We start from the raw sequence: 23387 nt of genomic DNA, 5'->3' as shown, positions 1-23387 counted from the left end.
AGAGGAACACCTCCCGTGCCTGCCATCCGCTCTCAGCTCCTACGCCGCGGCCTCGTCGCCGCCGCCGCTCTCCCCGTGCTCCTCGGCGCGCTCTCCGCGTGCAGCTACGGCTCCGAGAAGAAGTCCGACAGCCAGAACGCCGGTTCCGTCGCCGACGGCAAGAAGCTCTCGGCGGACAGCGTGAAGATCGGCTACTTCCCGAACATCACGCACGCCACCGCCCTCGTCGGCGTCCAGGAGGGCCTGTTCCAGAAGGAGCTGGGCGGCACCCAGCTGAAGACCTCCACCTTCAACGCGGGCCCCTCGGAGATCGAGGCGCTGAACGCCGGGGCGATCGACATCGGCTGGATCGGCCCCTCCCCCTCGATCAACGGCTACACCAAGTCCAAGGGCCAGAACCTGCGCATCATCGCCGGCTCCGCCTCGGGCGGCGTGAAGCTCGTGGTGAACCCGGACAAGATCAAGTCCCTGGACGACGTCAAGGGCAAGAAGATCGCCACCCCGCAGCTCGGCAACACACAGGACGTGGCCCTCCTCAACTGGATCGCGACCAAGGGCTGGAAGGTCGACGCACAGAGCGGCAAGGGTGACGTCTCCGTCGTCCGCACGGACAACAAGATCACCCCGGACGCCTACAAGTCCGGCTCCATCGACGGCGCCTGGGTGCCGGAGCCGACCGCGTCCAAGCTGGTCTCGCAGGGCGCCAAGGTGCTGCTCGACGAGGCGGACCTGTGGGCCGACAAGGAGTTCGTGATCACGAACGTCATCGTGTCGCAGAAGTTCCTCAAGGCCCACCCGGACGTCGTCGAGGCGGTGCTGCGCGGCTCGGTGAAGACCAACGAGTGGATCACGGCCAACCCGGACAAGGCCAAGGCCTCCGCCAACGCCGCCCTGAAGTCGCTCAGCGGCAAGGCGCTCCCGGCCAACGTCCTCGACCCGGCATGGAAGTCCATCAAGACCCTCGACGACCCACTGGCCGCCACCCTCGGCATCGAGGCCGACCACGCGGTCAAGGCCGGTCTGCTCAAGAAGCCCGACCTGGACGGCATCTACGACCTGGCCCCGCTCAACAAGGTCCTCAAGGCCCTGGGCCGACCCGAGGTCGCCGACGCCGGTTTCGGCCCCAAGTAAGCCCGCACCCGCACCAGTTCCCAGGAGGTGACGACCATGGCCACTGCCCTCGCCAAGGCCGAGGACCGCGAGACGGTGGAGTACGCGGCCCGGATCGGGCACGTATCGAAGTCCTTCTCCGGACCGGCCGGCCCGCAGCTCGTGCTCGACGACATCACGCTCGATGTGGCGCCGGGCGAGTTCGTCACCCTCCTGGGGGCCTCCGGGTGCGGCAAGTCGACGCTGCTCAACCTGGTCGCCGGGCTCGACAGGCCGACCTCCGGGTCGATCGAGACGCCGGGCGGCCGGCCCGCCCTGATGTTCCAGGAGCACGCGCTGTTCCCCTGGCTGACCGCGGGCAAGAACATCGAGCTGGCGCTGCGCCTGCGGGGCGTCGCCAAGACGGAGCGGCGCACCCGCGCCGAGGAGCTGCTCGAACTGGTGCGGCTGAACGGCGCGTACGGCAAGCGGGTGCACGAGCTGTCCGGCGGTATGCGCCAGCGGGTCGCGATGGCCCGCGCGATCGCCCAGGACAGCCAACTCCTCCTGATGGACGAGCCGTTCGCGGCGCTCGACGCGATCACCCGGGACGTGCTGCACGACGAGCTGACCCGCATCTGGCGCGAGACGAACCTGTCGGTCCTCTTCGTCACGCACAACGTGCGCGAGGCCGTCCGCCTCGCCCAGCGCGTGGTGCTCCTGTCGTCCCGGCCCGGCCGGGTGGCCCACCAGTGGACCGTGGACATTCCGCAGCCGCGCCGCATCGAGGACTCCGCCGTCGCGGAGCTCTCCGTAGAGATCACCGAACAACTGCGTGGGGAGATCCGCCGACATGGCCAGCACTGAGACCGGCACGGTCGAAGAATCCCCCGACGGGCACCGCGCCAAGAACACCGGGACCCGCGACGACCTCGCGGGTCTGGAGGCGGGCCTCGACGCCCTGGACGCCGTGCAGTCCCACCGCACGCCCGTACGCGAGGTGCTGCTCAAGAAGGTGCTGCCGCCGCTGACCGCGATCGCGCTGGTCCTGGTGGTCTGGCAGGGTCTGGTGTGGGCGAAGGTCGCCGACGACACCAAGCTGCCCTCGCCGTCCTCGGTCTTGTCGGGCCTGAAGGACCTGTGGCTCCAGGGCACCCTGTTCGACATCGTGTGGACCAGCGTCTCGCGCGGTCTGCTGGGCTTCCTGCTCGCGCTGGCGATCGGCACCCCGCTGGGTCTGATCGTGGCCCGGGTGAAGTTCATCCGCGCGGCGATCGGCCCGATCCTGTCCGGACTCCAGTCGCTGCCGTCGGTGGCGTGGGTGCCCCCGTCGGTGATCTGGCTGGGTCTGAACAACTCGATGATGTACGCGGTGATCCTGCTCGGCGCGGTGCCGTCGATCGCCAACGGCCTGGTCTCCGGGGTCGACCAGGTCCCGCCGCTCTTCCTGCGCGCGGGCCGCACGCTCGGCGCCACCGGCCTGCGCGGCACCTGGCACATCGTGATGCCCGCCGCCCTGCCCGGCTATCTGGCGGGTCTGAAGCAGGGCTGGGCGTTCTCCTGGCGCTCGCTGATGGCCGCCGAGATCATCGCCTCCTCCCCCGATCTCGGCCTGGGACTCGGCCAGTTGCTGGAGAACGGCCGCAACAACTCCGACATGCCGGGCGTCTTCCTCGCCATCTTCCTCATCCTGATCATCGGCATCGCCATCGACCTGCTGATCTTCAGCCCACTGGAGCGCTATGTGCTGCGCAGCCGCGGACTGCTGGTGAAGGGCTGATCCCGATGTCCGCCCCGGTCCTCCTCCTCGTCGCCCACGGCAGCCGCGATCCGCGGCACGCGGCGACCGTGCACGCCCTGGTACGGCGGGTGCGGTCGCTGCGCCCCGGGCTGCGCGTGGAGACCGGCTTCCTGGACTTCAACGCACCCGCCGTTCCCCAAGTCTTGGAACGGCTGGCCTTCGAAGGAGTACGGGACGTGGTGGCGCTGCCGCTGCTGCTGACCCGCGCCTTCCACGCCAAGGCCGACATCCCGGCCGTGCTCGCCCAGGCACCGGCGCGCCTGGACATCGCGCTCGCCGATGTCCTCGGCCCCTCGCCGCTGCTGCTCGCCACCCTGGAGCGGCGGCTGGACGAGGCCTTCCACCGGGCGGGGCTCGCCCCCGCCGACAAACGCTCGACCGGGCTCGTCCTGGCCTCGGCGGGCTCCACGGACCCGGAGGCGATCGCAGTGATCGCTGAAATCGCGCGGGAGCTGCGGCACACCGGTTGGTGCGCCGTGCGACCTGCGTTCGCCTCCGCTGCTCTACCCCGTACGGAGGACGCCGTACGGGAACTCCGGGCGCAGGGTGTACGACAGGTCGCCGTCGCCCCGTACGTCATCGCCCCCGGCTTCCTGCCGGACCGCATCGCCCGGGGCGCCGAGGACGCGGACGTCCTGGCCGAAGTCCTGGGCGCGGCACCGGAGTTGGCCCGGCTGCTGCTCGTACGGTACGACGAGGCGCGGGTGCGGGCGGGGCGGGCGCAGGTGCTGAGCGCCTGAGCAGGCGGCTGCGGGCGCGGGGCCCGGCTGGGGCAGCGCTGGACCGGCCGAACCACCGGCTCACCCTCTGACCAGTTCCTCCCCCAGCGCCGTGCGCGCGTACTCCACGCCCCGGCCGCGTCGGGCCCGGTGCAGCAGGCCCGCGTCGTACAGGACGGACAGGTGCTGGCTGACCGCGCCCGGGGTGACGTCGAGGCGCCGGGCGAGTTCCGTGGTGGTGGCCGGTTCGGCGAGCAGGGTCAGCAGGCGGGCCCGGGCCGGGCCGAGGAGGCGGACCAGGGCGCGGTCGCTGACCGGCGGCGGCATCTCGGAGAGCGTTCCCCGGCCGTGCGCCGGGTAGTTGAGCACCGGCGGCAGGGTGGCGTCGACGGTGGTCATGGCGCCGCGCGCGAACGTCGTCGGGATCAGCACCATGCCGCGTCCGGCCACCTGGATGTCGGCCGCGGGCCACTTGTCCGGGATCGGATGCCGGAGCCGCAGCACACCGGAGCGCCAGGTCAGCCGCTTGTCGAGGTCAGGGAAGAGCCCCACCGCACCCTGCTCGGCGAGCACCCGTGACTGATGCGCGAGATCGGCCTCCAGGACCGCCCTGGCCCTGGGCCACCAGTCGGGGGCGAGGCATTCGTGCCAGTACCGGTCGAAGGCGGAGGCGATCCGCTCCAGGAGAGCGGCCGGGTCGGCAAGGCCTTCGCGGATGACCGGCGGAAGATCCGCGTCGGGACCGAACGTACGACGGAAGTCGGGCTCGATGACTTCCAGCGGCGTGGCTCGCAACTGCGCCAACTGCTCGGCGAACGAGGGCCGTACGCGCTCCGGCCGGGGCGTGAGGAAGTCCGGGATGAAGCCGTGCGGGGCGATGAGCGCGGCGAACAGCTCGGTGTCCTGACGCTCGTACAACGGCCTCAGCCGACGCAGCCACGGCCGCTGATGCGGAAACCGGGAGACGTCCCACCAGCCCCACAGCGAGTAGACCGTCTCCTGGAAGGGCGAGTACGCGAACGACGTACTGGCCAGATCACCGACCCCGAACCTGAACTCGATCATTTCCGGCCGCCCCCCGCGTCCCATGCTTTTAGCCGGACACTAAATGACTGCCCCTGGCGTGTACACCACGGGTTGAGTGGACGTATGACCGCCACCACCCAGACCCGCCCCCGCTCGGCCAGATCCGCCGTCCTCCCCACCGAGCCGGTGCTGCGCCGCCTCGCCGTGATGACCGCCCTCAACTCCTTCGGCAACGGCCTCTTTTTCCCGGTCAGCGTGCTCTACTTCACCCGCATCTGCGGCATCGGCGCGACCCAGGTCGGCTTCGGCCTCACCATCGCCGGACTGTTCGGCGTCGCCGCCGGCATCCCGGCCGGGCGCGCCTCGGACCGCTGGGGCAGCCGCCGGGTGATCGCGGTGCTGTGGCTGGGCTGCGGAGTGGCGATGGCCGGATACTCCCTGGTCCATGGGTACGCGGGCTTCCTGCTGGCGGCCGTCTGCTTCGGCGCGCTCAACCAGGCGGGCTGGGGCGTCAAGGGCGCGCTCTTCGCGGACGTACTGCCCGCCGCGACCCGCGTCGAGGCGCGCGGCTATCTGCGGATGGTCACCAACGCGTCCATGGGCCTGGGCGGCGGGATCGGCGCGGTCGCGCTCCAGCTCGACACCCGGGGCGCCTATGTCGCCCTGATCCTCTTCGACGCGGCGACCTTCGCGATCCCCGCCCTTCTCGTCCGTTCGCTGCCGCTCAACGAGGCCGCCACGGCCGCGCGCGGGGCGGACGGCAAGACCGACACCCCGGCCGAGAGCCGCTGGCGCGCGGTCCGCGACCTGCCGTACCTGACGGTGACCATGCTCAACGCCGTGACGATGCTCCAGTTCAGCCTCCTTGAGGTCGGCATGCCGCTGTGGATCGCCCAGAACACCGACGCCCCGCGCTGGACGGTCGCGATGGTGATGATCGTCAACTGTGTACTGGTGGCCCTGCTCCAGGTACGCGCGACCCGGGGCGTCAAGGACGTGGCGGCATCGGTGCGGGCGATGAGCCGAGCGGGTCTGCTGCTCGGCGCGGCGTGCGTGGTCTTCGCCCTCTCCGCCGGGCTCTCCCCGATCTGGGCGGTGGCCGTGCTCGCGGCGGGCTCGGTGATCCAGGTGTTCGGCGAGGTCCTGTCCTCGGCAGGCGGCTGGACCCTCGGCTACGAACTCGCCGACTCCCGCGCCCACGGCGTCTACCAGGGCGTCTTCAGCTCGGGCGCGGCAGCAGCGATGATGGCGGGCCCGGCGCTGGTAACGGTGACGGCGGTAGGCCACGGCTTCGCAGGCTGGGCGTTCCTGGCCGCACTCTTCGCAGCAGCGGGCCTCGCCGTACGCCCGGCGGTGCGGTGGGCGCAGCGGGATGGGGAGTGGCGGGGGGAGAAGGCGTCGGCGTGAGGGGGACCGTGCCCCTTTAGGGGCGCGGGGAACTGCGCGAGCAACCCAGCACGGTCCGCAGACGAAAGGTCCGGGTAGCCCTTGAAGGGGCGCGGGGAACTGCGCGACCAGCCACGCACGGTCCGCAGCCAGAGGCCGCCGCCCTATCCGGCAGCCGTGGTGCCCGTAGCCGACACCCCCGGCCCAACCCCCGCCACCGTCACCGCAGCGATCGAGACCGTATAAGAGGTCCCCGGGTCCAACCCACCCAGCACCCGGAACATCCCCTTACCGGACGCCTGCGTGACCAGCACATCCCGCCCGCCGACGGCGACAACCCGCCCGTCCGAGACGGTGATCCGGTAACCGATCACCTTGGCATCCCCCGTGACCGCGGGCGGAGTCCAGGCAACCGTGGCCGCACGGGCGGCAGTCCGCAGCCGGGGACCGGTGGGCGCACCGGGCAGCACGGACGCGGCCGAGGGCGAGAGCGGCGCCGAGGCAAGCGAGGCCGCACTCTCACCGTTGGCGTTCCGCGCGGTCACGACCACCCGGAACGGCCCCTGACCAGCACCGAGTTGACCGACCCGTACGTAACCCAGCCGCTTGAACTCCGCCACATCAACACTCGCCCGCGCGGCCTCGGTCCCGTCCGCCCGCAGGGCATACGCGGTGTACCCCGTAACCGGAGACCCGCCCTCCACGAAGCTCGGATTGAAGGTCACGTACAACCCGTCCGCACCACCACTGCTCGTCCCCACCCGCGCGGGCGCTTCCGGCACGGCAGGCGCCTCGACCGCACGATCGAGGATCCCCCGGTACGCGGGCTCGATCCCGGCGTTGGCAAGAACATCCGCGGGCACATCGGAGAGCCCGGCCATGATGCGGTTCCCGCTGGTCACCAGCCCCTTGCTGGAACTGTCGGCCGTCCCCTCCTCCCACCAGTTGCCCTTGATCAGGGTCGGGTCGTTGTTGCCGAGCGCGTCGCGGTAGTCGGTGTGGCGGCTGGCGACATTGGCGTACGCAGCCCCGTACAGGACGTTGCCCTGAACCGTCTCGTACGTACAACCGTTGTCGGTGTACACGCTCTTGCCGAGACCCCACTGGTCGTGGATGACATTCCCGGTGACCTTCTCGCCATCACCCAGAGAAGTCCCGGTCAACCCCTGGGTGTAGACGCCGCCACCGTCGTCGAGCAGCTGCATGTAGTCGTGGATCAGGTTGTCCCGTACGACGTTGTCATGGCTCGGATTGGGCGTCGCGGGCGAGCCGATCTTGTCGGGCCAGCCGCCCCAGCCCAGGGAGATCGCGCTGTAGCCGAGGTGGTCGAGCTGGTTGTGGGCGATGGTGGTGTGCTGGGTGTAACCGTCGAGGATGCCGACGCCACCGTGGTACTCGCGAGGCAGCCCGTACAGATGATTGTCCGTCACTTCGACGCCGGATACGGCAGGTTGACCATCCACACCACCGATCTCCAGCCCGTTCCCGGAGATGTCGGTGAAGACGCTCCCGCGCACGCGGGCATCGCTGGTCCCCGCGCCGAGCTCCAGCCCGGCGGCACCCAGATGCGCGAAGACGCTGTCTTCGATGTCGATACGTTGGCCATACGTGAAGGACACGTTGCCCGGCATCTTCGTCCAGGACGCGAACGGGCAGGTGCCGCCGTCGACGAAGCCGCAGAGACCCTGGGTGGCCCAGCCGGTCGGACCGGTGATGGTGTAACCGGCCTGGATCTCGGAGAACCCCTCGGGCTTCGACGGGGTGAGCCAGGTGGCGTAGCCGAATTGGAGCCCTTGGAAGGCGACATCGTGCAGCGGCGCGGCCTGCGTGCCGCGCCCGTCGACCAGCTTCTCGGCGGCCGCCGCCTCGACATCGGCGCTGGTCAGGTCCTCGCCCGCGCGCGGCAGGTAGTAGACGGTGTGCGCGGACCGGTCGAGGTACCACTCGCCGGGCTGGTCGAGGAGTTCATACGCGTTCTCGATGTACGACGCCTTGCCGTTGTTGGTGAGCCGCCCGGGGCCGACCATGCTGACGGTCCGGCCGGGACGGTCGGGGAACTCCACTCGCTTGGTGGAGTTGTCCCAGCACGGCTGGGCCATGGTGATCGTGGTGCCCTGCGCGGCGGCGATCCGGCAGCGCGGCTCGGTCCACTGCCCGAGACCATTGCGCTCGACGTTCCAGAGGGGTTCGCCGCCGGTGTAGACGAACTCGGCGTCGGCCGGATGCCGCCAGCGCGCGATCGTGTCGGCGGTGGCGGTGTAGCCGGTCGCCGTCACACTCAGCCCTACCGGCACCTCACCCCGGGCACGCTGTGCGCGTACGCCGTCCACGTACAACTGCCGCGTGTCGTCCAGCCCTTGGGGCGCCGGAGCGGACCAGAGCCCGGGACGCCCGGGTGTGGGCCGCCACCCGTCGACCTTGCGGCCGCCGCTGATGAGCGTGGAGTCGGCCCCGACCCCCTGCCACACGATCCGATGCCCACCCTGCCCGGAGTCCCGTCCGTCGAGCACGAGCGGCCCGGCCATCCGGTACGTACCGGACGCGAGGTGAACGGCCTGGTCCCCGTCAGAGCGCGCCGCCCGGCTCCGCGCCAGATCGCGGGCGCGGGTGAGGGTACGGACGGGATGCGCCCCCGTGCCGTCGGCGGCGTCCTGCCCGACCGGGGAGACGTAGACGTCGGCCGCACCGGGCGCCGGGCGGGCCCCGGCCCCAGCGGACGTAACCAGGCCGGGCCCACCGATCACGAGGGCGGCGAGCGCAGCGATCAGCGCGGATCTGACGGGCATGTTCCCTCCCAGGGGATCAGCCACATGAGTCCCGGGAAACATAGGAGCATTGACGCGCTACGGTCAACAGGTCGGTCGCGAACTCCTAGGAAAGGCCCGCGAGTTGGGTCAGTCATCGGATCACTGACGTTACGGGCTGCCGCCGATCACCTAGGGGCGCGGGGAACTGCGCGACAAGCCCCCACCGGCCCGCAGACTCAGTCGAAGTTCAAAGCCCCGGTCCGCGTCCGCTTCAGCTCAAAGAAGTCCGGGTACCCAGCGATGACCCGGAAGCTGTCAAAGAGACGAGCAGCCTCCTCGCCGCGCGGGATGGAGCTCAGTACAGGCCCAAAATAGACGGTCCCATCCAGATGCATCGTCGGCGTTCCGACATACCCGTCCGCCTCCGGGTCCTTACCCGCGTCATGGCTGAGCCGCACCGCCTCGTCGAACGACGAGTCATACGCGGCGTCGGCCAGCTCGGCAGGCAGTCCCAGCTCGGCGAGGGATTCGGCGATGACCGCGTCGAAGTCCTTGTTCTTCTGCTGGTGGATCCGCGTACCGAACGCGGTGTAGAGGTCCCGCAGCACCCCGTCCCCGTGCGCCTGCGCGGCCGCGATCGCCACCCGGACCGGCCGTATCGAGTTGTCGACCAACTCCCGGTACCAGTCCGGGAGTTCATTGCCGATGTTGTGCAGATACAGGCTCATCACCCGGAACCGAAGGTCGATGTTCCGCTGCGGCTCGACCTCCAGCATCCAACGGGAGGTGATCCAGGCGAACGGGCAGGCGGGGTCGAAGTAGAAGTCGACGGTGGTGGGAGCGGTGTTCTCAGCGGTGTTCATGAGACGACCGTAGCCACTTATTGGCACGGATGTACGGGCCATTCACGCATCGCCCGACTGGGCCACTTCGGGATCCTGCTCCTCCGGTTCGCGCTGACCGTACGGCGTCGCCTGATGGAAGTAGAGCAACCACCCCACATCCGTGTGCCGCCACAGGGAACTCCGGTGGGCCAGCCGCCCGTTGTACTCGGTGTCAAAGGTCAGATGCACCAGGTCGGGGGCGAGCTGTACCCCGGTCATATGGGAGGTGGTGACAGGACGGACCCAGTTGGCGACCTCACTCGCGGGCACGGCGAGGATCGATGCCCGGTCCCACCGCCGCCCGGACGCGCCGAACTCGGTGAACTCCGGATGCAGATACGACCCCATCAGCTCGGGCGAGGAGCGGACATCGGGGTCGAGCAGCCGCAGCTCACTCTCGATGGCGGCCTCGACGGCCGGGGTGAACCCGTCGGCGTGGACGGGTTCGGGCTCGGGCTGGGCAGACGGCGTGGATTCGGCGGACGGCGTCGGTTCCGACTCCGACCCCGCGCCAGGCGTGCGCTCAGTCACGGGTCATCTCCACGAGCGCCTTCAGGGTGTTCCAGTTACGGGACGTGGCGTCGATGCCCTTGAGCCGGGAGGGCTTCGACAGCGCCTCCGCCAGCTTGGACCTGCCGAGGCCGTCGGGCGCGTAAAGGTAGAGGACCTGATCGCCCAGGCGGAACTCCTCCGGTGCGAACGCCTTCGGGTCGATCGCCTCGAAGCGGTCCGGCTCGGCCGGGCCGGAGAAGAACGTGACGTGCAGCTGCTTGCCCTCCAGCTCCTCGGCGGGGAAGGGGCAGGCGTCGAGCACGGCCTTCAGATAGCTGCCGGTGCGCACTATGCAGGCGACCTCGAAGCCGAAGTGCTTCGCGATGGCCCGCTCCAGGTCTGCGGCGAGCGCGTCCGTATCGTCGGACTCGCTGCTGAAGACGGCGTTCCCGCTGTTCAGATACGTGCGTACGGCCCCGTGGCCCAGCTCGCCCAGAAGCGCTCTGAGCTCCGCCATCGGGACCTTCTTGGCGCCGCCCACATTGATACCGCGCAGCAGTGCGGCGTACATCGTCGTCATGCGCACACGATAGGACGGCCCCCGTGCCTCGTGGGGGATGGCACGGGGACCGCCGGTCACGTCTGCTGAGGGACGGTTACTCGACGATCTTCAGCAGCTTGTTCGGGGTGCCCGCGCCCGGGTTGGAGATCTTGTCCGGGGTGGCTCCACCGGTGAGCGCCGCCGAGACCTGGGCCGGGGTGGCGTCCTTGTGGCCCGCGAGGTAGACGGCTGCGGCGCCGACGACGTGCGGGGTGGCCATGGACGTGCCCGAGATGGTCTTGGTGGCGTTGTCGTCGGTGTTCCAGTCGGAGGTGATGTCCGAGCCGGGGGCGTAGAGGTCGACGACGGAGCCGAAGTTGGAGAAGTCGGACTGCTTGTCGTCCTTGGTGGAGGAGGCCACGGTGATCGCCTCCGGCACCCGGGCCGGCGAGCCGTTGCCCGCATCGGTGGACTCGTTGCCCGCCGCCACGGCGAAGGTGACGCCGGAGGCGATCGCCTTCTGCACGGCCGCGTCGAGCGCCGGGTCGGCGGAGCCGCCGAGGCTCATGTTGGCGACCGAGGGGCCCTTGTGGTTCTTGGTGACCCAGTCGATGCCCGCGACGACCTGCTCGGTACTCCCGGAGCCCTGGTTGTCGAGCACGCGAACGGCGACGATCTTCGCCTTCTTCGCGACACCGTGCGCGGTTCCGGCGATGGTCCCGGCGACATGCGTGCCGTGGCCGTTGCCGTCGTCGGCGTTGTTGTCGTTGTTGACCGCGTCGAAGCCGTACGAGGCACGGCCGCCGAAGTCCTTGTGGCTGATGCGGACGCCCGTGTCGATGACATACGCGGTGACACCGTCGCCCGCGCTGTCCGGGTAGGTGTACTTGCCGTCACCGGCGGTCTCGGCCTGGTCGATCCGGTCAAGACCCCAGGACGGCGGGTTGGCCTGCGTGGCCTCGATGTGGAACTTCTTGTTCTGGACGACCTTGCCGACGGCCGGGTCGGCGGCCAGCTGCTTGGCCTCCTTCTCCGAAAGCCCGCTGGCCGAGAAGCCGTTGACGGCCGAGTAGTCGCGCTGAAGCTTGCCACCGTACTCATCGGCGAGCTTCTTCTTGGCGTCCGAGGACGCCTGCCCGTCCATGAGGACGATGTAGCTGCCGTCGATGGTGCCCTTGGCGTCGAGCCCGTAGACCGTGCCCTCGGCCGGCGCCGCGCCGGCGAACTCGGAGGTCATGAGCGTTACTCCGGCCGCGGCTGCTACGGCGGTTATCGCGGCAGTGAGCTTAAGACGGCTTTTGCGCTTGTGAGTTGCCATGAAGAGGGCTCTCCTCGTCATTCTTTGTGGGGGGTTTGCATACCGGACGGAAAGTTTCCGGGGCTGCTTCGAAACCTTTGCCGATTGATGAGCACAGATCAAGGGCTCCACGCAGCTGTGACTTAGGCAACAAGGCTTCGTAATAAAAAACCGGCCAGGCTCGGGCAACTCGGACTTTGTGCAGGCTTGGTGGATACTCTGTGTTGACACGGAACCGGAACTTCCCCCTCAATCCCCTTTACGTGTAAGGGGCTTGAATCCGACTTCTAGGGGATGCCCCCACATCGCAGGGAGTAGATACCGGACCACCGGTTCACCGAGAAGCACGACGAGACGGCCGGATAGTGCCCCTAACGTCGTAGTGGGATGGCGGCGCGAGGCTGCCACCGCTCAACCAGGGGGCTTACTCGTCATGGTCAATGGGGTCACAAGGGTGCGTGGCGTAGCCGCGCGAGCCGGCGGCTGGAGTGCCCGGCACCGCTGGGCGGCGGTGGTGATCTGGGTGCTCTTCGTCGTCCTCGCCATGGGCATCGGCTCGGCGACCGGACGGGTCAACGTCAAGGACAACCAGCTCCCCGGCGAGGTCGGCCAGGCGCAGAAGATCATCGATGACGCGGGCTTGAAAGAGCCGGCAGGCGAAACCGTCTTCATCCAGGCCAACGACAGCACCACCAAGGCCACCGACCCAGCTTTCCGTTCCGCCGTCGACGCCGTGATGAAGGCGGTCGACAGCACCGGCCAGGTGACCAAGGTGACCTCGCCGTATACGGCGAAGACTCTCTCCAAGGACGGCCGCAGCGCACTGGTCCAGTTCGATGTGCGCGGCGACGCCGACACCGCGCCCGATCGAATAGCTCCCGTGCTCGACGCGGTGAAGAAGGTGCAGGGCGAACACCAGGGGCTGCGGATCGAGGAGATCGGCAGCGCCAGCATGGGCAAGACGTTCAAGGACGCATTCGGTGACGACTTCAAGAAGGCCGAGTACTCGGCGGTCCCCGTCGCCCTCGGCATCCTCCTCATCGCCTTCGGCGCCCTGGTCGCGGCTCTGCTCCCGGTCGCCCTGGCACTCACCGCGATCATCGCCACCATGGGCCTGATGGCGATCGTCAGCCACCTCCAGCCGATGAGCGACACCGCCAACTCGGTGATGCTCCTGGTCGGTCTCGCCGTCGGCGTCGACTACTGCCTCTTCTATCTGCGCCGCGAACGCGAGGAGCGCGCCGCCGGACGCGACGCCCAGACGGCGCTGCGCATCGCGGCCGCGACCAGCGGACGCGCGATCATCGTCTCCGGTGTGACGGTCTGCGTCGCCATGGCGGGCATGCTCTTCACCGGGCTCGCCGAGTTCGAGGCGATGGGTCTGGCCTCCCTGATGGTGGTCGCGGTGGCGATGGTCGGCTCCGTGACGGTGCTGCCCGCCCTGCTGTCACTCCTCGGCGAGCGCGTCGAGAAGGGCCGGCTGCCGTTCCTCAACCGCATCAAGCGTCGCAAGGGCAACCACAACCGCAACCGCAACGGCGAGAGCCGGATCTGGCGCGCGGTCCTCGGCGTCGTGCTCCGCCGCCCCAAGGCAGCCCTCGTGATCGCCGCCGGCGCGCTCATCGCGATCGCCGTTCCGGCGCTCGGCATGCACACCCAGAACCTCACGCTGGACCAGGAGTTCGGCAACTCGCTGCCCATCGTCGGCACCTATGACCGCGTCAACCAGACCTTCCCCGGCGGCGCCAGCCCGGCCAATGTGGTGATCAAGGCCGCCGACATCAACGCCCCGGAAGTGAAGCAGGCCATCGCGGACTTCCGTACGCAGGCGATCAGCCGAGGCGCCTCGGACGGCCCGGTGAAGGTCACCGTGCACGACGCCGAGAACGTCGCCGTCGTCGATGTCCCGCTGATCGGCGGCTCCGACCAGAAGAAGGCGGAGAAGAGCCTGAACCTGCTCCGCGACCATGTCCGCCCGGACACCCTGGGCAAGGTGCACGGCCTGGACGCGCCGATCACTGGTCAGGTCGCCGGATCCAAGGACTTCAACGCCAAGATCGTCGGCGCGGTGACCCCGGTCTTCGCCTTCGTCGTGGTCTTCGCCTTCCTGCTGATGCTGCTCTGCTTCCGCTCGCTGACGATCGCGATCACCTCGATCGTGCTCAACCTCCTCTCGGTGGGCGCCGCTTACGGCATCCTGACCGCTGTCTTCCAGCACGGCTGGGGCGCCTCGCTGGTGGGCGCCGCAGGCGTCGGCGCGATCGTGTCCTGGCTGCCTCTCTTCCTCTTCGTGATCCTGTTCGGCCTGTCGATGGACTACCACGTGTTCGTGGTGTCGCGGATCCGCGAGGCCAAGCTCCAGGGCCGCTCGACCCGCGACGCGATCCAGCACGGTGTGGTGACGACGGCGGGCGTGGTGACGAGCGCCGCGATCATCATGGTGGCGGTGTTCGCGATCTTCGGCACACTGTCGATGCAGTCCATGAAGCAGATGGGCGTGGGCCTCGCCACCGCCGTACTGATCGACGCCACGATCATCCGGGGTGTACTACTCCCGGCGGTCATGGCCCTGCTGGACGAGCGCAACTGGTACCTGCCGAAGTGGCTGCACTGGCTGCCGGACATGACCCACGACGAGTCGGTCACGGTGCCGCCGTCGACCGCCCCCTACGGTGACGAGGACCGGGACCGGGTGGTCCACGTCTGACCGATCGGGGTGTTACGGACAGGGGCTCGGGGGCAACATTCCCCGGGCCCTTGCCCGTTGGAGTGCGCGGGTGGGTTGCCGCAGGGTCCTTGCCCGCTGGGGTGCGCCAGCAGGTGTCCCCTAGGCCTTCGCCAGTTGGGGACGCGCCACCATGTCACCGTGCCCCGGCCGCCGGCCCCCGTCAGTCGTGGAGCGCCGCCTCGATCAGGTCCGCCGCCTGGTGGGTGCCGCCCTCGCCGGCCATCGCCCGGCGCACCGCCTCGGCCCGCTCGGCCACCTCCGGGTCGTCGACCAAAGCCAGGACCGCCGTACGCAGGGTCTCCGCCGTGGCCTCCTCCATCGGTATGTGGCGGGCGACTCCGAGCGACTGGAGCATGTCCGCGTTACCGAACTGGTCGACGGCCTGCGGGACCGCCACCATCGGCGTCGCGGTGGCCAGCCCCTCCTGGCTGCCGCCCGCGCCCGCGTGGGTGATGAACGCGTCGGCCTGGCGCAGGACCGCCAGCTGCGGCACCCAGTGGTGCACCTCCACATTCGCGGGTATCTCACCGATCTCGGAAACGTCGACGAACTTGCCTATCTGCAGCACCGCATGCCACCCGGGCAGATCCCCGAAGGCCTTCACACACTCCCGGTAGAAGCCCGGCTGCTTGGTGAACGTGGACCCCAGGGAGACCAGGAGCACCTTCTCGGCCCCGGCCGGCCGCTGCCACTCCCCCTGTTCGGCCCGGTCGCCCTGGCAGGCGCCGACGAAGGTGTAGACGGACTCGTCGACCCGGTCTGCGTGCGGCTGGAGCACGCGGGGGATCAGGACGAGCGACCGGCTGGGGCGGCCGACGAGCCGGTCGGGGTCGGTGTGGTCCATCCCGTGCTCGTCCAACCAGGCCCGGTACCGGGCGTAGTAGGCCTTGCCCCGCTCGGAGGCGCGCAGCTCGGCGAACAGCGGGTCCGCCACCTCCTCCTCGTATCCCTCCCACGCCACCAGGTTGGGTGAGAGCTGGAGATAGGGGACGCCCCAGCGGTGGGCGAGCACCGGGGCCGGGTATGAGGTGATGTCGCTGATGACGACGTCGGGCCGGTCGTCGTCGAATGCCTCTATGAACTGCGGCAGCGCCTGGATCGCATCGTTGAGGAACGGCTCGATGTTGTCGATCAGTTCGGTCCCCCACTCCTCGGGGTGCTCCTCCGTGGGCAGTGTCGATCGGTAGATCACCGGCTCGGCGCCGGTCTCGGCGACCTTGTCGGCAAAGGACGCGGGGATCGCGTAACTCACGCGGTGCCCACGGGAGACGAGTTCCCGGATGACCTCAAGGCTCGGGTTCACGTGCCCGTGGGCAGCGATGGAGAACATGGCGATGTGGGCACGCTTCGATTCGCTCATACATCGACGGTAAACAAGACGAGACGTCTCGTGCAAGCTTTTTTAGCTCGCTCGTTCGAGCGAACGTTCTGACGACGTGTCGGCGTCGGTCAGCGCTGGTAGCGGGCCAGCACCAAGTTCCCGTCGCCGACCAGGCGTTGACGCAGCTCCTCGACCCCGATCGCGCCGCTGTAGTACTCCTGGAAGGCGGGGGTCGCGACCTTGTCCTTCCACTCCGGGTACCCACGCACGGGCTGCGCGGGCGCAGGCCGCAGATACCGCGCCAGCGCGGCTCCGGTGGCCCAGCCGTACTTCGCGGTGTGCAGCGCCGGGGCCGCCAGCGCCCGGGTCCCCGTCGGCAGCATCCAGTCGCCCTCGGCGAGCCGGACCATGTTCGGCGCCCGCAGCAGGAAGCCGATGAACTCGGCGGCCTCCTTCTTGTGCGTGCTGTCCCGGGCGACCGACAGCGTCTGCGGGCTGACACCTTGCGCGAGGCTTGCGCCGCCTACCGGAGCGGGCAACACCGTCCACTCGAAGCCTGCCGGGGCCTGCTGGACTATCTGCTGACGGTACGAGAACCCGAGCGGGACCATCGCGTACTTGCCGCCGAAGAAGCCGGGCAGGGTGTCGGAGCCACCCATCCCGAGCGTGGTCCGCGCGGCGCTCTTGTCGATGTTCACCTGGTCGTGGACGGTCCCCGGGACCACCGCGTCGCCCGGCGCGAACGCCACCCGCACCTTGCCGTCCGCTCCCCGACGGAACAGCTGCCCGCCGGTGGAGAGCCCGAGGTTCAGTGTGATCGACACGGGCTCCTTCAGCGGCCAGGCGACGCCGTACCGACCGCCGCCGCTCAGCCGCTTCGTCACATCCCGGAACTCGCCCCAGGACCAGGGACGTTCGGGCGTCGGTATCCGTATGCCGGACGCCTTCAGGATCTTCGGGTTGGCGATCAGAACCCTGGGCTCCTGGAGGAACGGCACCCCGTACACCCCGTTCCCGAAGGTCGCGGTCTCCCAACTCTGCTGCGGAATGTCCTCCTTGAGCCCGTCGGGCAGCAGCCCGCGCAGATCGGCGAGATAGCCGCCGTACGCGAAGTCGGCCAGGTCGTCGGAGGCGTCATGGATGAGGTCCGGTGCCTCGCCGCCCTCGAACGCGGTCAGCAGCTGGTCGTGGACCGTGTCCCAACTGCCCTGTACGTACTGGACCCGGATATCCGGATGTTCGGCATTCCACTCCTTCACCAGCTCTTTGGTGGCTGCCACCGACTCCTTCTGCCAGGCCAGCGACTGGAACCGGAGCGTGACCCTTCCGGCCGCGCCATTGCGGTCGCCAGTGTCATTGTTCGACCCCTTTGTCAGGACTGCCGAATGACCCCCGTCATCGTGCTGACGGTGTGTCGGTACGTCAAGACAACCTGCCTCCTCACTGCGGCAACCTGCGTGAATGCGAGACTTGACCGGTACGGAACGATCACCGGGAGAGAACAGTGGACGAGGCACGGGCGCGCGAGGTGCTGGCCGCGGCGGGGCTCGGCACGGCGGCAGCGGGCAGGGTGACAACCGGCCCGGCGGCCGCCGGCGGCGACTCCGCGGAGCTGCTGGCGCTCGGCGAGAACGCGGTCTTCGCAGTGGGCGACCTGGTGGTCAAGGTCGGCCGGGACGCCACCCACCACCCCGAGCTCCTCGCGCGCGCGGAGCGCGAAGTGGCCATCGCGGGCTGGCTGGCGGGGTGCGGAATCCCGGCCGTACGGGCCGCCGAGACCGCGCCCCGATTCGTGGCCGGACACCCGGTGACGGTCTGGCACCGTCTGCCCGCCGCGCTCCGCCCCGCCGGGCCGCGCGACCTCGCCGAACTGCTGCGGCTCGTCCACTCCCTCCCGTCGCCCCCGTTCACCCTGCCCCGCCGTGAACTGCTCGGCGGGGTCGAGCGCTGGCTGCGCCTCGCCGGGGACGCCATCGACCCCGCCGACGCGGCCTATCTGCGGGCCCGGCGGGACGGCTTCGCCGACGCGGCCGCCGCCCTGACCCCCCACCTTTCCCCCGGCCCGATCCACGGCGACGCGCTGCCCCGCAACGTCCACATCGGCCCCGACGGTCCGGTGCTGGTCGACCTGGAGACCTTCTCCGCCGACTTCCGCGAGCACGACCTGGTGGTCATGGCCCTCTCCCGGGACCGCTACGGGATGCCGGCAGAGCAGTACGACGCGTTCGCCGAGGCATACGGCTGGGACGTACGGGAGTGGGACGGGTGCGCGGTGCTGCGCGGCGCCCGGGAGACAGCCAGCTGCGCCTGGGTCGCCCAGCACGCCCCGGCCAACCCCAAGGCCCTCGAAGAGTTCCGCCGCCGGGTCGCCTCGCTGCGGGACGGGGACGCCGAGGTGCGCTGGTACCCGTTCTGAGCGTTGCGCGGCTGCTCGTTGCAGGGTTCGCCCAGCGACGTGCCGATGCCCGCGTCAGGCCCGAGCCGAAGCCGACTGCTGCCCGCGTCAGCCCCTGGCCGGGGCCAACTCCCGTATGGGCCAGGCCGGGTCGACCGCCGCGTCCGGTGTGCCCTTCCTGCGCAGGAACCGCTGGAAGTCGGCGGCCCACTCCGCGTACCACTGGACCTGCCGGTCGTGCAGCTCCGCCGGGGGCAGCCCGGCCACCTGCGGGTGGCGGTCGGCTATCGCCACGGCCACCCGGACCGCCGCCAGAGCGTCCGCGCCCGCCTCATGGGCGCCGTCGAGCACCACGCCGTACTCGACGCAGACCGCCTCCAGCGTCCGCTTGCCCTTGCGGTAACGATCGACCGCGCGGTCTATCGTGTACGGGTCGACGACCGGGCCCGGCCCCGCGCCGCCGAGGCGGTCGGTGAGCGACGGCAGCCCGTGCCGCTGGAGCTCGGCGGCGAGCAGCGTGAGGTCGAAGGCCGCGTTGTACGCCACGATCGGCACGCCCTGCGCCCAGTACCCCGTGATGGTCTCGGCTATCTCGTCGGCCACCTCGCGCACCGGGCGGCCCTCCGCCGTCGCCCGCTCGTTGCTGATGCCGTGGATGGCCGAGGCCTGGGCCGGGATGCGGATCCCGGGATCGGCCAGCCAGCTGCGCTGCCGGACTGCCTCGCCCTCACGGACGCCGACGATCGCCGCCGTCACGATCCGCGCTTCCAGCGGGTCCGTCCCGGTCGTCTCCAGATCGAATCCGACCAGCGGTGCATGGTGCCACCCCATGTTGGCCCTCCCTTGTGGTGCTTTCCCCCAGTTGACGACCAGCCTCGCACGCACCACTGACATCGGGGCCCCGGACCGCCCGACCACTGCTCAGGAGACGGGCCGGGAGTCGGCCCACACCGACTCGAACTCCTCGCGGTATGTCTCGAAAAGCCCGTTTTCGTCATCCTGGTCCGGGCGCACGACACCGCGCCGCGCGCCCCCGCGCAACACCAGTACCGGTGCCTCCATCCCGCGCGCCCGCCGCAAGTACGACTGGACGACGGCGAGTCCGTCCGTGCCGTCCCCGTCGACCAGATACGCCGTGAAGCGCGGTGTCTCGTCGAAGACCTGGATCTCGAAGGCCCCGGGGTCGCGCAGCCGGGCGCGCACCCGCCGCATATGGAGGATGTTCATCTCGACCGAACGGCTCAGCTCGCCCTTCTTCAGGCCCAGTTCGCGCTCGCGCCGCTTGACCGCGCTGCTCGCCGGGTTGAGGAAGAGCAGCCGGACGCGGCAGCCCGACTCGGCGAGCCGGACCAGCCGACGGCCCGAGTAGTTCTGGACCAGCAGGTTGAGGCCGATACCTATCGCGTCGAGGCGGCGCGCGTTGCTGAACAAGTCCTCGGCCGGAAGCTGGCGCTGCAGCCGCACCCGGTCGGAGTGGACCGAAACGACGTCCGCGTACCGGTCGCCGACCAGGTCCTCGACCGCGTCGATGGGCAGCCGGTGCGCGGCGGGCGCCCCGGATCCGCCGCCCAGGACGTCGAGGAGACGCGCGGAGGCCCGCTCGGCCTGGGCCAGGACCGCCTCGTTGAGCGCACGGTTGCGGGAGACGACGTTCCGCGCGACCTCCAGCTCGTCCAGGGCGAGTTCGACATCGCGCCGGTCGTCCACGTACGGCTCGAAGCACGGCCAGTGCTGCACCATCAGCTCGCGCAGCTGCGGCAGCGTGAGGAAGCTCAGCACGTTGTCGTCGGCCGGGTCGAGCAGATAGCCCTTGCGGCGCGAGACCTCCCGTACGGCGACGGCGCGCTGCACCCACTCCTGCCCGGCCGGGCCCGCCGCCGCGACCACCCAGTCGTCGCCGTGGACCGGTTCGTAGATGGGCCGGAGCACCGCGGCCACCACGGCCCGCAGTCGCTGCTCGACCAGATTCAGCCAGATGTAGGCACGTCCGGCCCGCTGCGCGCGCGTACGCACCTCGCTCCAGGCGTCCGCGCCCCAGTCCAGTTCCGCCCCGATCTCCACCGGTCGTGCCAGGGAGACCGCCCCGGGCGGGATGTCGCCGGACTCCCCCTCGTGACCGGCGTCACCAGGGGGAAGCTCCAGCCCTCCCGAGCTCACCCACGCACCGCCTTCCGGTCCCCCTCCAACGATCAAGGAAGACTACTCCGGGAGCGGGAGGCGGTGCAGCCGGATGGAGAGGCTGGTTTCCCAACTCCTTTGTTGACCCGACGCGTTCCGTGGGACGGGTTCGGGAGGAGTGAGCGGATTCATAGCGGTTCCACCAGGGCCGGGACCGCCGCCGCACCCGCCCGATGGCCGGATCCGGCCGCGAATGCCGTCCGGATCACCCCGGGTGCCGCAGCCCCCGACCTGGGGTTCCCGCGCCCGGATCACCCTCCGGAGCACTCCGGCGTCCTTTGGGACGGCCGTCTTTTCCGGAAGGATCTGCTTCAAGTGCCCCTCAGTACCCGGATCAGAAGTGGAAGAGTCTTGCCCATGCAGGTGTGGCCGGGACAGGCGTACCCACTCGGCGCCACGTACGACGGCGCCGGGACCAACTTCGCGGTCTTCTCGGAGGCCGCCCGCCGGATCGAGTTGTGCCTGCTGCACGACGACGGCTCGGAGACGGCGGTGGAGCTGCGAGAGAGCGACGCGTTCGTACGCCATGCGTATCTGCCCGGAGTGATGCCCGGTCAGCGCTACGGCTTCCGTGTGCACGGCCCGTACGAGCCGCACAAGGGCCACCGCTGCAACTCGGCGAAGCTGCTTCTCGACCCCTACGCGCGCGCGGTCAGCGGCAGCATCGACTGGGGCGAGGCGGTGTACGGCTACTACTTCGACCGTCCCGAGGCCCGCAACGACATGGACTCGGCGCCGCACACCATGACGTCGGTCGTGGTCAACCCGTACTTCGACTGGGGGGACGACCGCCCGCCGCGCACCGAGTACCACCGCACCGTGCTCTACGAGGCCCATGTGAAGGGCCTGACGATGCTCCATCCGGCGCTGCCCCAGGAGATGCGCGGCACCTACGCGGCGCTGGCACACCCGGCCGTCATCGGACATCTGACGGAACTGGGCGTCACCGCCCTGGAGTTGATGCCGGTGCACCAGTTCGTCAACGACCACCGGCTGGCGGACGAGGGGATGTCCAACTACTGGGGTTACAACACGATCGGATTCTTCGCCCCGCACAACGCCTATGCCTCATGGGGCGACCGGGGCCAGCAGGTCCTGGAGTTCAAGCAGGCCGTACGGGCGCTGCACCAGGCGGGCATCGAGGTCATCCTCGACGTCGTCTACAACCACACGGCGGAAGGCAACCACCTGGGCCCCACGCTTTCTTTCCGGGGCCTGGACAACGCGCAGTACTACCGGCTGGCCGACGACCCGCGCTACTACGAGGACACCACCGGCACCGGGAACTCGCTCCTGATGCGCTCGCCGCACGTCCTCCAGCTGATCATGGACTCGCTGCGGTACTGGGTCACCGAGATGCATGTGGACGGCTTCCGCTTCGACCTCGCGGCGACGCTGGCCCGGCAGTTCCACGAGGTGGACCGGCTGTCCTCGTTCTTCGACCTGGTGCAGCAGGACCCGGTGGTGAGCCAGGTCAAGCTGATCGCCGAGCCCTGGGACGTCGGCGAGGGCGGCTACCAGGTGGGCAACTTCCCACCGCTGTGGACCGAGTGGAACGGCAAGTTCCGTGACACCGTACGGGACTTGTGGCGCGGCGAGCCGCGCACGCTCGCCGAGTTCGCCGGGCGGCTCACCGGCTCCTCCGACCTGTACCAGGACGACGGACGCCGACCGCTGGCCTCCATCAACTTCCACACCTGTCACGACGGCTTCACCCTGCACGACCTCGTCGCGTACAACGACAAGCACAACGAGGCCAACAAGGAGGGCAACCGGGACGGCGAGAGCCACAACCGGTCGTGGAACTGCGGCGCCGAGGGCGACACGGACGACGAGGAGGTCCTGGAGCTGCGCGAGCGCCAGATGCGCAACTTCATCGCCACCCTGATGCTGTCGCAGGGCGTGCCGATGCTCAGCCACGGCGACGAGTTCGCCCGCACCCAGCACGGCAACAACAACGCCTACTGCCAGGACAACGAGCTGACCTGGGTGAAATGGCCCGACGCGGGCGGCGACCCGGAAGGGACATTGCTGGCCTTCACCCGGACGATGGTGTGGCTGCGGCGCGACCACCCGGTCTTCCGCCGCCGCCGCTTCTTCCACGGCCGGCCGGTGCAGGGCACGCACGACGAGCTCTCCGACATCGCCTGGTTCACTCCGGAGGGTGAGGAGATGACGCAGCAGGACTGGCAGGCGGCGAGCGCCAAGGCCCTCACGGTCTTCCTCAACGGCAACGCGATCTCCGAACCGGGCCCGCGCGGCGAGCGGATCGCTGACGACTCCTTTCTGTTGATGTTCAATGCGAGCGCCGAGGTCATCGACTTCCTGGTCCCGGTCAACCACGGCAGGCAGTGGCAGGTGGTGGTGGACACCGGCCGCCCGGAAGGAGTGCCGCCGGGCGACGGCCCGAAGGTGACGGCCGGCGAGCGGATCACCCTCGTGGGACGGAGCCTGGCGGTACTGCGGCGCCCGGCGTGAGTGGGTGTGGTTGCGGTTGCGCGGCAACGGGTGTCGGGGGGGCGGCCCGGCGTACGCCACTCCGAGAACGACCACCACCCCGTACAGAGTTCCCAGCGAGCCCACGAAAAGCAGCCCCCGCGAGTCCTGCGGTGGCCAGGCTGCCGCTGGTCTCGGCGACCAGGAGCACGCCGCCCAGCCGGCGCATGGCCGTCGGCAGCCTGCCGAGGAAGGAGACAAAGGGAAGTACGGGCCCGGTGAGGGCGATGACCTTGCGACAGGTGTGCGACGCTCCGGACATCAGGCGAAGCTGACGCGGCAGACGG

At 69.7% G+C, this 23387-nt stretch carries 18 protein-coding genes; 8 read left to right on the top strand and 10 right to left on the bottom strand.

Features of this window, described 5'->3' with window-relative positions:
• The first annotated feature begins 15 nt into the window (after nucleotides 1-15).
• Genes BG418_RS38250 through BG418_RS38235 form a run of 4 tightly spaced genes read left to right on the top strand, consistent with a single transcriptional unit; the run spans nucleotide 16 to nucleotide 3630 of the window.
• Complete coding sequence (locus tag BG418_RS38250; RefSeq protein ID WP_188278695.1) at nucleotides 16-1131, top strand: aliphatic sulfonate ABC transporter substrate-binding protein; 1116 nt, start codon at nucleotides 16-18, stop codon at nucleotides 1129-1131.
• 36 nt (nucleotides 1132-1167) lie between these two features.
• A complete protein-coding gene (locus BG418_RS38245; protein WP_188278694.1) occupies nucleotides 1168-1956 on the top strand; it encodes an ABC transporter ATP-binding protein in 789 nt (262 codons plus the stop codon).
• Nucleotides 1943-2869 (top strand): ABC transporter permease, encoded by a 927-nt coding sequence (locus BG418_RS38240; RefSeq protein WP_188278693.1) that lies wholly within the window; start codon nucleotides 1943-1945, stop codon nucleotides 2867-2869. The genes BG418_RS38245 and BG418_RS38240 overlap by 14 nt, the downstream gene beginning before the upstream one ends.
• Nucleotides 2870-2874: 5 nt before the next feature.
• Nucleotides 2875-3630 carry a sirohydrochlorin chelatase gene (locus BG418_RS38235; protein ID WP_188278692.1) on the top strand — a complete coding sequence of 252 codons (756 nt, stop codon included), beginning with the start codon at nucleotides 2875-2877 and terminating at the stop codon, nucleotides 3628-3630.
• 60 nt (nucleotides 3631-3690) lie between these two features.
• On the opposite strand, the gene BG418_RS38230 is transcribed toward BG418_RS38235, so the two are convergent.
• Nucleotides 3691-4674 carry a helix-turn-helix domain-containing protein gene (locus BG418_RS38230; RefSeq protein WP_223186044.1) on the bottom strand — a complete coding sequence of 328 codons (984 nt, stop codon included), beginning with the start codon at nucleotides 4672-4674 and terminating at the stop codon, nucleotides 3691-3693.
• Between the two features lie 84 nt (nucleotides 4675-4758).
• Here BG418_RS38230 and BG418_RS38225 point away from each other — a divergent pair, with 84 nt between their 5' ends.
• Nucleotides 4759-6042: an MFS transporter gene (locus BG418_RS38225; protein ID WP_188278691.1), complete on the top strand. Its 1284-nt coding sequence runs from the start codon at nucleotides 4759-4761 to the stop codon at nucleotides 6040-6042.
• A 143-nt stretch (nucleotides 6043-6185) separates the two neighbouring features.
• On the opposite strand, the gene BG418_RS38220 is transcribed toward BG418_RS38225, so the two are convergent.
• From BG418_RS38220 to BG418_RS38200, 5 genes are all read right to left on the bottom strand, one after another.
• A complete protein-coding gene (locus tag BG418_RS38220) occupies nucleotides 6186-8807 on the bottom strand; it encodes a fibronectin type III domain-containing protein (protein ID WP_188278690.1) in 2622 nt (873 codons plus the stop codon).
• 197 nt (nucleotides 8808-9004) lie between these two features.
• Nucleotides 9005-9631, bottom strand: coding sequence for a DsbA family protein (locus tag BG418_RS38215; RefSeq protein ID WP_188278689.1), 627 nt, complete (start codon nucleotides 9629-9631; stop codon nucleotides 9005-9007).
• Between the two features lie 42 nt (nucleotides 9632-9673).
• Nucleotides 9674-10183: a DUF4440 domain-containing protein gene (locus tag BG418_RS38210; RefSeq protein WP_188278688.1), complete on the bottom strand. Its 510-nt coding sequence runs from the start codon at nucleotides 10181-10183 to the stop codon at nucleotides 9674-9676.
• Entirely contained in the window at nucleotides 10176-10724 is a 549-nt protein-coding gene (locus BG418_RS38205) for a DUF1697 domain-containing protein (RefSeq protein WP_188278687.1), read from the bottom strand. The genes BG418_RS38210 and BG418_RS38205 overlap by 8 nt, the downstream gene beginning before the upstream one ends.
• Nucleotides 10725-10800: 76 nt before the next feature.
• A complete protein-coding gene (locus BG418_RS38200) occupies nucleotides 10801-12003 on the bottom strand; it encodes a S8 family peptidase (protein WP_188278686.1) in 1203 nt (400 codons plus the stop codon).
• A gap of 412 nt (nucleotides 12004-12415) precedes the next feature.
• Between BG418_RS38200 and BG418_RS38195 the strand changes: the two genes are divergently transcribed.
• Nucleotides 12416-14689, top strand: a complete 2274-nt coding sequence (locus tag BG418_RS38195; RefSeq protein ID WP_188278685.1) for an MMPL family transporter — start codon at nucleotides 12416-12418, stop codon at nucleotides 14687-14689.
• A 181-nt stretch (nucleotides 14690-14870) separates the two neighbouring features.
• Here the strand turns inward: BG418_RS38195 and mgt are convergent, their stop codons facing one another.
• Nucleotides 14871-16070 carry a macrolide-inactivating glycosyltransferase gene (gene mgt, locus BG418_RS38190; protein WP_188278684.1) on the bottom strand — a complete coding sequence of 400 codons (1200 nt, stop codon included), beginning with the start codon at nucleotides 16068-16070 and terminating at the stop codon, nucleotides 14871-14873.
• Between the two features lie 89 nt (nucleotides 16071-16159).
• On the bottom strand, nucleotides 16160-17407 hold the full coding sequence (locus tag BG418_RS38185) for an ABC transporter substrate-binding protein (protein WP_188278894.1): 1248 nt from the start codon (nucleotides 17405-17407) through the stop codon (nucleotides 16160-16162).
• A 128-nt stretch (nucleotides 17408-17535) separates the two neighbouring features.
• Here BG418_RS38185 and BG418_RS38180 point away from each other — a divergent pair, with 128 nt between their 5' ends.
• A complete protein-coding gene (locus BG418_RS38180) occupies nucleotides 17536-18447 on the top strand; it encodes a phosphotransferase enzyme family protein (RefSeq protein ID WP_188278683.1) in 912 nt (303 codons plus the stop codon).
• An 87-nt stretch (nucleotides 18448-18534) separates the two neighbouring features.
• Here the strand turns inward: BG418_RS38180 and BG418_RS38175 are convergent, their stop codons facing one another.
• Both BG418_RS38175 and BG418_RS38170 read right to left on the bottom strand, forming a co-directional pair.
• Nucleotides 18535-19257, bottom strand: a complete 723-nt coding sequence (locus BG418_RS38175; protein WP_188278682.1) for a 3'-5' exonuclease — start codon at nucleotides 19255-19257, stop codon at nucleotides 18535-18537.
• A gap of 90 nt (nucleotides 19258-19347) precedes the next feature.
• Entirely contained in the window at nucleotides 19348-20583 is a 1236-nt protein-coding gene (locus BG418_RS38170) for an SAV2148 family HEPN domain-containing protein (protein ID WP_188278681.1), read from the bottom strand.
• 378 nt (nucleotides 20584-20961) lie between these two features.
• Between BG418_RS38170 and glgX the strand changes: the two genes are divergently transcribed.
• The gene (glgX, locus tag BG418_RS38165) at nucleotides 20962-23082 is read left to right on the top strand and encodes a glycogen debranching protein GlgX (protein WP_188278680.1); all 2121 of its coding nucleotides are present in this window, start codon (nucleotides 20962-20964) and stop codon (nucleotides 23080-23082) included.
• Nucleotides 23083-23387 lie beyond the last annotated feature (305 nt).

The organism is Streptomyces sp. CBMA152, assembly GCF_014596475.1.
Taxonomy (GTDB): Bacteria; Actinomycetota; Actinomycetes; order Streptomycetales; family Streptomycetaceae; genus Streptomyces.
The sequence above is the reverse complement of the archived record's forward strand: the minus strand, read 5'-3'. Positions and strand labels throughout refer to the sequence as shown.